We start from the raw sequence: 11,748 nt of genomic DNA, 5'->3' as shown, positions 1-11,748 counted from the left end.
GATCGGAAGAGACCCAAGGTATCTGGCTGCAATTTATCGGTTGTGCATTCATTTTGGCGTTGTTTTATTCTGTGCTAATCATGGCGCGTAATCGATATAAAGAGTCATTGCTTACCTCTGAGCTAATCGCGAATGAAAAACGCTTTAGACTCGTCATTGAAGCCTCTCCAAGCGCACTATTTATGGTCGATAAGGCAGGGGTTATTACGTTAGTGAACACCCATGCCGAACGCTTATTTGGTTATGCCAGAGACGAGTTACTCGGCCGCTCTATCAATATGTTATTGCCAGACGCGCTGAGGGATGCGCATCAGCAGCACATGAATAATTACTTAGTGCAGCCCATTGCGAAAAATATGTCGATGCGGGATGACTTATTTGGCTGTTGTAAAGATGGCAGTCGACTCGCGATAGAAGTGGGGCTGACACCTATTCATTTCAGTAATGGCATTTTCATTCTCGCGACGATTAACAATGTGTCTGAACGTAAGCGCATTGAAGTCCAGCGTGCAGAACACATGCAAGAGCTTGAGCGGATTAATCAAGAACTCGACCGCTTTGCCTATATCGCCTCCCATGATTTGAAATCTCCACTACGGGGTATCGAGCAGTTAACATCTTGGTTAGCAGAGGATTTATCCGATAACACCAATGAAAACGTGCAGAAATATCTCGGGCTGATCCAAAGTCGTATTCATCGCATGGTGTTATTGCTCGATGGGCTATTGATGTTTTCCCGTATTGGCCGTGTCGATACTGAAACCACCGAGGTCAACAGTCGGCAACTGGCTGAAGACATGTTTGCGCTCGTCGCGCCGCCACAGGGGTTTGAATTAGTTCTAAAAGGGGAGTTTCCAAATTTCCATACTGTACGCGCACTGTTGGAATTGGTGATACGAAATTTAATCAGCAATGCCATTAAACACCATGACTTAGGCACAGGTGTGATCACTGTCTTATGTGAGGCCGCGGATAAACATTATCTCTTCAGTGTGATAGACGATGGCCCAGGTATCTCAAGTGCCTATCAGAATAAAGTCTTCGAAATGTTTCAAACACTTAAGCCTAGGGATGAAGTCGAAGGCAGTGGTTTAGGGTTATCACTTGTGAAGAAAACAGTTGAAAGTTTAGGTGGGAATATTCAACTCAAATCGCAGGGCAGAGGCTGTTGTTTTTACTTTACTTGGCCTAAGAAAATAGTGAAAAAGGAGCTTCTATGAGAGCAGCAGATCAATATCAACAGGTCACCATTTTATTAGTTGATGACGATGATGTGGATTACATGGCCGTGCAGCGGGCGATGAGGCAACTTAGGTTACTCAATCCCTTAGTGCGAGCACGGGATGGCATTGAGGCACTCGCAATTCTCACCAGCTTAGACACGATTAAAGGCCCGTATCTTATTTTGCTCGACCTTAATATGCCAAGAATGAATGGCTTTGAGTTTCTTGAGCGGATACGTTCAGATCCTTCACTTTCATCATCTGTCGTTTTTATGCTCACGACGTCGAGTACCGATGAAGATAGAATGAAAGCCTATAGCCATCATGTGGCTGGCTACATGGTTAAAACTGACATAAAGGACGGTTTTAACAATATTTTTAATATGCTTGAAGGTTACTGGCGAATAGTCGAGCTCCCATCCGCATAAGGTGAGTATATGGATTTACTACTGATCGATGATGATGAAGTCGATAGAACGGCAATTATCCGAGCACTTAGGCAGTCAAAGTTGACGTTTAATGTGATCGAAGCCAATTGTGCATTTGATGGTTTGAATCTTGCCTTAGAACGTCATTTCGACGGCATTCTATTGGATTATTTATTGCCCGATGCCAATGGGTTAGAAGTGTTAATTAAGCTCAATGCCATGACGCAAGATCAGACTGTGGTCGTGATGCTCAGTCGCTATGAAGATGAGAAACTGGCCCAGCGCTGCATTGAATTAGGTGCGCAGGATTTTCTGCTTAAGGATGAGGTAAACTCGCGGATCTTAACCCGTGCGATTCGCTACGCGAAACAAAGATCTTCAATGGCATTGGCGTTACGGAATAGCCATCAAAAACTAAAAGAGTTGGCCGAGCACGACTCGCTCACTAAGCTGGTTAATCGCTATGGTTTTGAACTGTGTCTTAATCGAGCGATCGCAAGGGCGAAACGCTGTCACGACTATTTAGCGGTTATCTTACTAGATCTCGATGATTTCAAAGCGATTAACGACACATTAGGCCACCAAACGGGTGATGTGCTGTTACTCAAAGTGGCGGCTCGATTAAGTGAAGTGCTGCGAGATGGTGACATTATTGCCCGTTTAGGTGGTGACGAATTTGTCGTACTCGTGACAGATAACGATTATAAATATTTCCCCATGATAGTGGCCAATCGACTGCTCAAAGTATTTGAGGATGAATTTTGCCTCGGTGATAACGATGTGCTTATCGGTGCCAGTATCGGTGTGGCTTTTTATAATGAAGCGGCTTCGAACAGTTCTGAGCTGATGAAATGCGCCGATATCGCCATGTATCGCGCTAAAAAGATGGGCCGAAACCAGATCCAGTTTTATTCCGAAGCCTTAGATAAAGAGGTGCGTTACCGTAATCATATCGAATCAAGTTTGCGTATGGCCTTAAAAAGAAATGAATTTAAGGTCCATTATCAAGCACAGGTTAATGCGAAAACCCATCAGATGGTGGGGATGGAAGCCCTTATCCGATGGCAGCACCCAGTGGATGGTATTATCGCTCCAGATCAATTTTTGCCTATAGCCGAAGAAATTGGATTAATGGATGACATTGATGATTGGGTACTTGAACAAGCCTGTACCCAGGCACAGGTTTGGTTAACCCAATTACAGCCCCTAGGCCAAGAATTCACTATCGCAGTAAACCTTTCAGCCTCTCAAATTGGAAATGAGAACCTGTTTGATAAAATTGTGCATACACTGACGAAGACAGGCCTGCCTGCTGGAGCATTAGAGCTTGAAATTACAGAAAATTGCCTTATTGAAGATCCCCATGAACATGCCAAAGTGCTCGATAGAATCGCCGGATTAGGGGTGCGTTTTGCCCTCGATGACTTCGGGACGGGTTTTTCGTCATTAGAACACATCAAACTGTTTCCGATCAGCGTGCTGAAAATCGATAAAAGCTTTGTCGCTTCCTACGATAAGGATGAAAAAGACACCCGATTACTCGCTGCTTTACTCAACTTTGCCTATGGGTTTAATGTTATTTCTGTGGCGGAGGGTGTTGAAACGTTAGAGCAAGCAGAGTTTTGTACTGCTCGCCATTGCACTGTTTTACAAGGGTATTTATTCTCGCGCCCCTTAGATGCCGCGGCGTTTGAGGCCAAGTATATTCTGCCACTACTAACCCAAACTCAGCTCCCAGTGTGAGAGGTCTCGAACTATTTCAATAGCATAGTGATTTCGTCTGGTGAGGAATATTTTCTTGCTTTACACTGAGCAATAGACAAATATCAGCCCCCTTTTTCTGTCGCTGTGCTTTTAGTGCCGCAGAATGGTTTATTCACTCATGCTTAAGTTGGTCACTCAGCAATGAAAATAGGTATTTTATCCCAATTCCCCCAGTTGTATTCGACACAACGTTTAGTGGAGGCTTGTCAAAGCCGCGGACATGAAGCGGTTGTGATCAATACACTGAACTGCTACATGAATATTAATTCCATCAAACCTAGCATTCATTATGAAGGTACTGAATTAGTTGGCTTTGATGCAATCATTCCGCGTATTCATGCCAGTGTGACTTTTTATGGTTGTGCCGTTGTTCGTCAGTTCGAAATGATGGGCGTGTATGCGGCGAATGATTCAATCTCTATTGCGCGTTCTCGGGACAAATTGCGGGCGCTGCAATTGCTCTCCCGTAAAGGGATTGGCATGCCAGTGACAGGCTTTGCCAATAAGCCGAATGACATCCCCGATCTCATCAATATGGTGGGCGGTGCTCCGTTAGTCATTAAGTTACTCGAAGGTACTCAAGGGATTGGCGTGGTATTAGCCGAGACGAAAACGGCTGCTGAGAGCGTGATAGAAGCATTCTTGGGGCTGAAAGCGAATATCTTAGTGCAGGAATACATTAAAGAATCCAATGGCAGTGATATTCGTTGTTTTGTTGTCGGTGACAAGGTCATCGCCTCCATGAAGCGCCAAGGACCCGAGGGAGATTTTCGTTCTAATCTGCATTTAGGTGGCTGTGGTGAGGTGGTTAAAATCACTGCTGTGGAACGTAAGATGGCGATTGCGGCGGTGAAAGCGATGGGATTGGTGGTCGCTGGGGTGGATATTTTACGCTCTAACCGTGGCCCTTTGATCCTTGAGGTGAATTCGGCGCCAGGCATTGAAGGGATTGAACAAACCACTGGGATTTCGGTAACTGAGCCCATTGTTGAATATATCGAGAAAATGGTCGCAGCCCGTAAAACCAACAGACCCATCATTGCCTAATGGATGATTGCGCTAAAACAACGCCACCGTTTAAGGTGGCGTTTTTTATGCTTAGAGCTTAGATGTTAGGCCTTAGGCCTTAGACGTAAGACGTAAGACGTAAGACCCTAAATATTAGACCTTAGAGATCAAAGCTGTAGGAATAGCCGAGTACTAGTTTGGCATCATCATCGGTGAGGTCGGTATCAGAAACCATAAATGACACTGTGCCCATGCTGGTATCTGCGCTGAGTGTGACGTTATAGTCGGCGTAGTTATCTTCGCCAAACCAAGATTGCACAACATCACCGCTTGAGTAGCCATAGTGTACTGATAAGCTGAGTTTTTCAGTGAGAGGCACAGAGACAGTTGCGGCAAGATAGCTGAGATCTTTATTATCTAACGGATCGGCGGCGACATCGTCACCGGCATTGATGACATGGGAGTATCCCAGTTCAAGCCACTTCCAAGTCACTGCAGCATGGAGTTCACCAAAATCAATGCTGCCAGGAGCGTCTGGATAGGCGTAGTAGAGGTAGCCAAAGTCGTAGCTGATGTCTTCGGTAATACTGCCGCCATAACCCGCGTAGAGATCCAGCTCGTAGCTCGTATCGTCACCAAAATCTACATTCGATGCCCAAGTGCCAGCATAGAAGCCAGAATCATGGCTGTAGTCAATTCCACCTTGGATTGCGACTGCATCGTTAGTTTGGGTCGCGCCGCGCCATAGGTAATTAGAGGTACCACCAATGTTGCCTGATACGGCTGCAAAGGCATTGCCAGCCAGTAACATTCCCGTCGATAAGGCCAAAACGCTGTACAGTGATTTCTTCATGCTCATCCCCTCGATTGACTTATTTATCGATTCACCAGTGGCACACTTAAGTAAGCAGTGGTCATTAGTGCATCTTGGTTTTTTTCTAAGAAGGGATTTGCTAATCACATGCCACTATTACAATTCTATGTAAAACAAGATATTAGAATATCAAGTGTTAGTAAAATGTTTTTATTTGCCAGTTTATGGGGCAGAGGCGCACTCTTGTTGTGCAAAAAATATTCAACGTTTCACTGGGATAGGGCAAAAAAAACGCCTCACAATGGAGGCGTTGTTTTGAATTTTCTAGCTTAGTTTACGCTGTCGCGTAGGGTCTTACCCGCTTTAAACTTAGGTACAGTCGCTTCAGCGATTTGAATTTCTTTACCCGTTTGTGGGTTACGGCCGGTGCGAGCTGCACGAGTCGCAGTTTCAAACGAACCGAAGCCTACGATGGAGATTTTGTCACCATTTTTCATTGATTCGGTAATGGCTGCTTCAAAAGACTTCAATGCGCGTGCGGCTTCTACTTTCGTTAGATCGGCATTTTCTGCAATTTTGGCGATAAGTTCAGTTTTGTTCATTTTTATTGTCTCTTCTTTCCGTAGATTTATTTGAAATAAGCGTGCCTAACATGCCATAAGGTTTAGCGCTTGGAAAGCCTTTTGCGTCTAAGGTGCCGGAGGATGTTCGGTAAAGCGCAGAATATTTGCCCAGTTCGTGACTTAAGTTTTATTCTGGTTTTATTCTTCTAACAGTTGATAGAGTAATTTTTTAACCAATTTGGGTTCAAAGGGCTTGTCGCATAAGGCATTCACACCCGCTTGGGACACATTGCTGAGGTGGGTATCGTTGGCTTCGGAAGACACCATCAAGATGGGAATATGCGATTGTTGGCTTTCATTGCGGATATACTGAGTCAGCGCAAGGCCATCTACGCTGGGCATATTGTAGTCAGTGATCACTAAGTCGAACATATTGTTTTTCATCAACTCTATGGCCTGTGCGCCATCTTCGGCCTCGGTAATCAGTTTCATCCCTAAGTTACCGATAGTGCGTTTAATAACGTTTCTTGCCATGCGGCTATCATCGACCACTAATACGCGCACATCCTGCACATCGAAATTACTGAGGTCGAGCTCATCGTGGCTGAGCAGATCGATAGTGGCATTTAAGGCTGTGGCTAAATGGTCGGCACTGAAGGGCTTAGGCAAGATAGCGACCACACCCGATTGACGGAATATCTCAAGTTGCTCACGGCGACACTCGCTCGATACCAGCATAAATTGAATATCTTTGCAGTCAGCGCTAGTCCTTAAGTAGCCTAAGAGAGCGATGGCGGTACCATCATCAAAATGCATCGCGCTGGCGATAAGATCGGGTTTGTGGCGAGCAATAATATCTTTAGCCGCTTCAATATTTTCTGCGGTTTGAATGCTGAGAATACCTTCCTGTTGTAAGCGTTGAATAATAATTCGACGCTGGATATCTGAAGGTTCTACCAAAAGAATCGAAAGTTCGCTGGGCGATAAATGGCTCATAGTCTACTTCAAGTTAAGAGTCGCAAGTATTTTATTGGGTCGCTAAGCTACGCGATTAGTAACAGCTTAGCAACAAATGTCCATTACTGCGTTTGACGGGTCAAATAATGACTCGTGACCTTAGAAAATGCGATCCAATATTGCAGGAGTAAAATGACAATAATGCTTATCGTCAGCGGCAACATAGGAATATTGTGACCAGAAACAATCACTTTTACATCTTCAGGGGTTATACGATAGGCAATAATCGCTGTAATGCCTAGGGCGGAAAATCCTAAGGTTTGCATGCCGATATAAATCTTCAATACTAAGCTCGACCACGGCGTGCGCATAATTATGCCAACGAGCACGGGGAGGACGCCTAGGGTGAATACATCAAAGGATTGCGTTGTCACAGCCCGTAAAAGTGCGGCAATGCTGAAGAGGCAATATAAAGAGATCAGTAGCATAAGACGTTTAGGCATAGATGTATGTGTAGACAGGTAGCTAAGAAGATGAGCAAGTGTAGGAAATGCCCTAATCCGAGTCCAGCATAACCTTAATATCGTGTAGAATATGCCTTTTTGCTAAAGGCTCTAATAGGTGAAGTTTATGACAGAAGTTGAGTTTTGGGGTTTAGTCACGCGAACGGAAGCGGCGCAATCACAGGAGTCTTTGACTCAAGCACTGAAGCAGAAACTCGCCGAACTGAGTAATGAAGAGTTAAAAGCCTTCGATAAAATCTTTGGTCAGCAGATGCGCCGGAGTTATTTGTGGTCGGTTTGGGGCGCGGCTTACATTATTACTGGCTGTGATTCTGAATATGCTTTTGCCGAATTCAGGTGTTTTTTGATTTCACTCGGCAAAGAAATCTACGATGGTGTGGTTAATCAGCCTGACACTTTAGCGCGTTTAGCCGCTTGGCCTGAGCGGGATGCCTATGCTTATCCCTTTGTGGATGAATACGATCTTATTGCTGGGCAATTATACGAAGATAGAACCGGTGATGAGCTGCCCTTTATGCCATCGGGCAAGGCGACGCCCGTGGGGAAAAAATTTAGCACTAAGCCCAAGGATTTAAAGCAACAATACCCTGAGCTCAGCGCCCGTTTTCCATTTTAATCTTGGGCATCGCTTATGAGCGTAAGCAGGCATTGGTTGTGACATCGAAGGTCATGCCGTATTTAGGGCAGATGTCATTCATAAACTCATGTTCTTGCGCGGTTAATTGCTGAGTAAAATCTTGCTTAAGTTGCTCAGTCATTTGGTTTTCAGCCGCATGTTGCGTCTTAGCCAATTTGCTAAAATGAGCGTTAACCGCCTGTTGTTGGCTGATGGTCAATGGTGCCGCATGGCTCGAAAGACTTATGCAAGTTCCGATCGTTAGCAGGGCTAGTAAAGCAAATTTACGTGAGTAAGAATTTGATAAATTTGCTGTTTTTAGGTTCATAGGTAAGCTCCAAGTTAAAAATTACGTTTAACACGTCAGTTCTAAATCGTGCATCCTTAGACGGTAAAGAAAACGAGTTGTACTGTGAGGGGCTTAGCTTATTGTATAAATATTGAACCTATGCTGAACGGTTAGTTAGCGCTCATTCTTCATTTCTTTGCATTGAAAGCCTTGCTTGCGTGTATCGAACTGGCACATAGAACCACATTCCCAAGGTACATCGTCGTAAAAGGCCGATTGTTCGCGTGCAAAATCGCGGCAGGTCTCATAGCTGTCAAAGTTATCCGTTTTTTTATACTTTCCAGAGTCATAACCATGGTTATAGATAAAGGCTGACCAAGTTTTAGGGCCGGTATTTTTATCACTCGGGGAGATAAACCAAATCGCACTAACCACGCAGGTAAACAGGATAAGAATGAACACAGGTACAACGGGGAATTTCATTTTTATTAAGTGAGCCATGTAAACAATAGCGGAAGGATAACGTTTTTTTTGTGGTTATGCGCGTAAAATGTTCACAAATTGATAACTATGCACTTACTTAGTGCAGTCTCGATACAAAAAGATACGTGTCAATTGTGGTTATCAGATAAAATTTACGTATTTATACAAAAGCTTACACAGCATTAGCTGTACTTATATCAGTTTTGCGTTAAGCTCTAGTTCAGGTTAGATTTTGTACTGTGGTTCTCAGAAAGTTATCTAGGCCTTGGAGGCAAACATGAAAATTCAGTCCCTTTTACTCGCAGGTGTATTAAGTTGCAGTGCGGCTTGGGCGGCCGATGAAGCGCCAGTGAATCCCGTCACCGAAGATGGGGTGGTTAAAATTGTTTGGCAAAGTCCTAAGGATTTTCGCGATATCAAATCATCTGGGGAAATCCAATCCCGCTATGAGAAGCGCTTATTTGAGACCTTAACAGAAAACATCAATAAAGAAGCGGCGAAGATTTTAAAGCCGAATCAAAAGCTTGAAATGACTATCACCGATGTTGATCTGGCGGGTGATATGCGCCCAACCTTTGGCGCGACCGCCAATGATTTACGCATTATTAAAGACATTTATCCACCGCGTATAACTTTTTCCTATCAAGTTTTAGAAAACGATAAAGTGATTATTGCGGGTGATGAAAAACTGACGGATATGGGTTTCATGGGGGGGATACAGTCTCTAAGTGACAAACCTTTTATGTACGAAACCAAAATGTTGACTGATTGGTTAAAGAAGACGATTGCCCCACAACTTTAATCGTCAATCCTTCAATTGTTAAATCGGTCACTTAAGACTTAAGACTCAAGCACTGAGCGCTTGAGTCTCGATAGTAAGGTGATTTTCTAACAGGTAAAATCCGTTATTCGCGGATTTTGCCTGTTTTTTTGCCCGGGCACTTAAGGTCGACAGGCTATGTTCATTGGCGTTAAAGGTCAGTGCTGGTGGCAAGATACCCACGCACAGGCTGATCAATTGATGGTAGCAGGCTTCGCCTTGTCTATCGTCGGCGAGCATCTCTTGAGCTTGCCAATGCTCGGCGCTGTAAAACAAATGCTTATGGGTTTCAAAGTCCGCTAGAATTCGTTGGCAACGGCTGATCATATGTTCACAGGTGCTGATAATCACAAAGTCATCGCCGCCCACATGGCCGATAAAGCAATTGTCACTTTTATATTTCAGTAACAGATTAGTCACTTCACAAATCACTTCATCGCCGCGACAAAAGCCATAAATATCGTTATAGGGCTTAAAGTTACACAAATCAAAATAGGCCAGGTAAAAGTGTTTCTTTTGGATTTTAAGGCGTTTTAATTCCTCCTGAATGGGCACATTGCCCGGCAAGTCTGTCAGAGGATTTGCATGGCGGGCCATCTTAATTCTGTGCTCTGTGATCCTTTGCAGTAAATCCTTAGTGTGGCCTATGCCGAGCAGTTTGCCACGGCGAAGTATGATGAACTGCTGAGCGACTGTATTGGCCGTCTCTGAGGTCAGCAATTGGCTCACAGTAGATAAGGGTTCGTTGGCCTCAATTTGGATGACCTGCGGGTCCATCACTTCACTTACGGCATGATTCTCATGCAAGGCACGACCATAGGGCGTACTGAAAAGTTCGAGTAAGGTCGCGCGGCTGATAATCCCCAGCGGCAACTGATTATCGACCACAACCACCGCCTGCAGTGCGGGTTGCGAGCTAAAGGTGTCACTTAAAAATTTGAGTTTGAGTGTGGGCGACACTGTGATGGCGTTCGTGCACAGGCTTTCGGCCGATTCGCTGTATCTAGGTTGAATCTGAGTATTGTTTGGCACTAAGGTCGCTTTCATCGCGCGGCAGGGGAGCACTTCTGGACGACCTAGCAAATAGCCTTGGCAATAGACGATACCCAGTTGTTTGAGTACGGCTAATTCCTCTTGCGTTTCAATCCCTTCAGCTATCACTTTGCAGGTTAAGCTTTGGCATAACTCCACAATCGAGCGGACAAACTCCTGTTTGACAGGGGTCGAATCAATTTCATGGATAAAGTGGCGGTCGATTTTGACATAGTCGGGCGACAATTCTGACCAGAGTCTTAGACCCGAATAACCTGCGCCTAAGTCATCAATGGCCGTTAAAAAACCTTGGCTACGATAATGATTCAAGCAAGATTTGAGTAAGTCGATATCATCGGCGGGATATTGCTCCGACAGCTCAATCACCACCTGCGATGGCGCTATGCCGAGTTGTTGCAACAGCTGTAAGGTCATACCCTTGGGATGCGCGGGATCTAATAATGCCTTGGGTGAGATATTGATAAACAGCTTGCCTTGGAACTGACGCAGCTTAAATTGCTCGAGTGAAATGCGCCGACAAAGGGTTTCTAACTCGCTTAACTTGCCTTCATGCTCTGCAGTCTGAAATAGCGGCACTGGGGAGTATAACGGGCTGTGTTCAGGGCCGCGACTTAGGGCTTCAAAACCGTGGATCTTATGTTCTAATATATTGAAAATTGGCTGAAATAAGGGATTAATTGCCGATTTAGAAATTATCTTATCGAGCTCTTTAGCCAGATCTAAACTTGTCATTACGTCAGCCCTTTCGTCTATGTGAGCGGAGTCTATGACTTAGAAATGACAAAATGATGACAATTTTGAGGGAGCTTAACGCCAGCTATGCGAGGGTTTTGAGTGGATAACAGATGAAAAGAGCTGAAGTCTACCGACGAGTTTCAGCTCTTAATTTTGGTTAGCTTTGCGTCTTAAAGGCCTGCAGCGTTTGCAGTAAAGCGCCGAGCTGGCGTACATAGGTTTCGAGTTCTTTAGGATCGAGTGCTTCATATTCTTCCATGCGAGTTAAGTCATCGACCAACTCTTGTACATAGGGCAGAAAACGATTACTCGAAGCGATAAAACCTTGTTCTGCCGTGAATATGCTGGTGAAGTTTCCATGGCCAGCTTTCTTTAGCTCATCTAACTTAGCGTCGGCGTCTATGGCTTGGCGATAGGCGATTTGAAGATTCTCTTTCAGTTGCTCTATAACCTTGGTATGTGGCATAACAG

14 protein-coding genes are annotated in these 11,748 nt (G+C 44.7%); 6 read left to right on the top strand and 8 right to left on the bottom strand.

Annotated elements, in window-relative coordinates:
• From BM607_RS22205 to rimK, 4 genes are all read left to right on the top strand, one after another.
• On the top strand, nt 1-1,220 hold a 1,220-nt coding region (locus BM607_RS22205), incomplete at its 5' end, for a PAS domain-containing sensor histidine kinase (protein WP_249269611.1).
• On the top strand, nt 1,217-1,651 hold the full coding sequence (locus BM607_RS17830) for a response regulator (protein WP_006079986.1): 435 nt from the start codon (nt 1,217-1,219) through the stop codon (nt 1,649-1,651). The genes BM607_RS22205 and BM607_RS17830, both read left to right, overlap by 4 nt.
• A 9-nt stretch (nt 1,652-1,660) precedes the next feature.
• The gene (locus tag BM607_RS17825; RefSeq protein WP_071940002.1) at nt 1,661-3,394 is read left to right on the top strand and encodes a GGDEF domain-containing response regulator; all 1,734 of its coding nucleotides are present in this window, start codon (nt 1,661-1,663) and stop codon (nt 3,392-3,394) included.
• Nucleotides 3,395-3,556: 162 nt separating this feature from the next.
• Nucleotides 3,557-4,462, top strand: a complete 906-nt coding sequence (rimK, locus tag BM607_RS17820) for a 30S ribosomal protein S6--L-glutamate ligase (protein ID WP_006079988.1) — start codon at nt 3,557-3,559, stop codon at nt 4,460-4,462.
• Between the two features lie 121 nt (nt 4,463-4,583).
• On the opposite strand, the gene BM607_RS17815 is transcribed toward rimK, so the two are convergent.
• From BM607_RS17815 to BM607_RS17795, 4 genes are all read right to left on the bottom strand, one after another.
• Nucleotides 4,584-5,276 (bottom strand): TorF family putative porin, encoded by a 693-nt coding sequence (locus BM607_RS17815; RefSeq protein WP_006079989.1) that lies wholly within the window; start codon nt 5,274-5,276, stop codon nt 4,584-4,586.
• 290 nt (nt 5,277-5,566) lie between these two features.
• Nucleotides 5,567-5,839 (bottom strand): HU family DNA-binding protein, encoded by a 273-nt coding sequence (locus BM607_RS17805; protein WP_006079990.1) that lies wholly within the window; start codon nt 5,837-5,839, stop codon nt 5,567-5,569.
• Between the two features lie 159 nt (nt 5,840-5,998).
• Nucleotides 5,999-6,796 carry a response regulator gene (locus BM607_RS17800; RefSeq protein WP_071940001.1) on the bottom strand — a complete coding sequence of 266 codons (798 nt, stop codon included), beginning with the start codon at nt 6,794-6,796 and terminating at the stop codon, nt 5,999-6,001.
• An 83-nt stretch (nt 6,797-6,879) separates the two neighbouring features.
• The gene (locus BM607_RS17795) at nt 6,880-7,260 is read right to left on the bottom strand and encodes a hypothetical protein (protein ID WP_071940000.1); all 381 of its coding nucleotides are present in this window, start codon (nt 7,258-7,260) and stop codon (nt 6,880-6,882) included.
• 127 nt (nt 7,261-7,387) lie between these two features.
• Between BM607_RS17795 and BM607_RS17790 the strand changes: the two genes are divergently transcribed.
• On the top strand, nt 7,388-7,897 hold the full coding sequence (locus BM607_RS17790; RefSeq protein ID WP_006079993.1) for a DUF4240 domain-containing protein: 510 nt from the start codon (nt 7,388-7,390) through the stop codon (nt 7,895-7,897).
• A 13-nt stretch (nt 7,898-7,910) separates the two neighbouring features.
• Here BM607_RS17790 and BM607_RS17785 read toward each other — a convergent pair whose 3' ends face one another.
• Nucleotides 7,911-8,225 carry a hypothetical protein gene (locus BM607_RS17785; RefSeq protein WP_071939999.1) on the bottom strand — a complete coding sequence of 105 codons (315 nt, stop codon included), beginning with the start codon at nt 8,223-8,225 and terminating at the stop codon, nt 7,911-7,913.
• Between the two features lie 135 nt (nt 8,226-8,360).
• Nucleotides 8,361-8,669, bottom strand: coding sequence for a hypothetical protein (locus tag BM607_RS17780; protein ID WP_012090285.1), 309 nt, complete (start codon nt 8,667-8,669; stop codon nt 8,361-8,363).
• Nucleotides 8,670-8,946: 277 nt separating this feature from the next.
• Here BM607_RS17780 and BM607_RS17775 point away from each other — a divergent pair, with 277 nt between their 5' ends.
• Nucleotides 8,947-9,471: a DUF3016 domain-containing protein gene (locus BM607_RS17775; RefSeq protein WP_012090284.1), complete on the top strand. Its 525-nt coding sequence runs from the start codon at nt 8,947-8,949 to the stop codon at nt 9,469-9,471.
• A gap of 45 nt (nt 9,472-9,516) precedes the next feature.
• Here BM607_RS17775 and BM607_RS17770 read toward each other — a convergent pair whose 3' ends face one another.
• Together BM607_RS17770 and BM607_RS17765 are read right to left on the bottom strand one after the other, a co-directional pair.
• Entirely contained in the window at nt 9,517-11,274 is a 1,758-nt protein-coding gene (locus tag BM607_RS17770; protein ID WP_071939998.1) for a GGDEF domain-containing protein, read from the bottom strand.
• 160 nt (nt 11,275-11,434) lie between these two features.
• On the bottom strand, nt 11,435-11,743 hold the full coding sequence (locus tag BM607_RS17765; protein WP_006079998.1) for a hypothetical protein: 309 nt from the start codon (nt 11,741-11,743) through the stop codon (nt 11,435-11,437).
• Nucleotides 11,744-11,748: the final 5 nt, after the last annotated feature.

Origin of the sequence: Shewanella sp. SACH (assembly GCF_001887095.2) — a bacterium.
Taxonomy (GTDB): Bacteria; Pseudomonadota; Gammaproteobacteria; order Enterobacterales; family Shewanellaceae; genus Shewanella; species Shewanella baltica.
Note: the sequence above shows the minus strand (reverse complement) of the source record. Positions and strands in the feature narration are given on the sequence as shown.

Coding starts and splice junctions, on each gene's coding strand:
- BM607_RS17830 (WP_006079986.1), top strand. CDS start 1,217: ATGAGAGCAGCAGATCAATATCAACAGGTCACCATTTTATTAGTTGAT.
- BM607_RS17825 (WP_071940002.1), top strand. CDS start 1,661: ATGGATTTACTACTGATCGATGATGATGAAGTCGATAGAACGGCAATT.
- rimK (WP_006079988.1), top strand. CDS start 3,557: ATGAAAATAGGTATTTTATCCCAATTCCCCCAGTTGTATTCGACACAA.
- BM607_RS17815 (WP_006079989.1), bottom strand. CDS start 5,276: ATGAAGAAATCACTGTACAGCGTTTTGGCCTTATCGACGGGAATGTTA.
- BM607_RS17805 (WP_006079990.1), bottom strand. CDS start 5,839: ATGAACAAAACTGAACTTATCGCCAAAATTGCAGAAAATGCCGATCTA.
- BM607_RS17800 (WP_071940001.1), bottom strand. CDS start 6,796: ATGAGCCATTTATCGCCCAGCGAACTTTCGATTCTTTTGGTAGAACCT.
- BM607_RS17795 (WP_071940000.1), bottom strand. CDS start 7,260: ATGCCTAAACGTCTTATGCTACTGATCTCTTTATATTGCCTCTTCAGC.
- BM607_RS17790 (WP_006079993.1), top strand. CDS start 7,388: ATGACAGAAGTTGAGTTTTGGGGTTTAGTCACGCGAACGGAAGCGGCG.
- BM607_RS17785 (WP_071939999.1), bottom strand. CDS start 8,225: ATGAACCTAAAAACAGCAAATTTATCAAATTCTTACTCACGTAAATTT.
- BM607_RS17780 (WP_012090285.1), bottom strand. CDS start 8,669: ATGAAATTCCCCGTTGTACCTGTGTTCATTCTTATCCTGTTTACCTGC.
- BM607_RS17775 (WP_012090284.1), top strand. CDS start 8,947: ATGAAAATTCAGTCCCTTTTACTCGCAGGTGTATTAAGTTGCAGTGCG.
- BM607_RS17770 (WP_071939998.1), bottom strand. CDS start 11,274: ATGACAAGTTTAGATCTGGCTAAAGAGCTCGATAAGATAATTTCTAAA.
- BM607_RS17765 (WP_006079998.1), bottom strand. CDS start 11,743: ATGCCACATACCAAGGTTATAGAGCAACTGAAAGAGAATCTTCAAATC.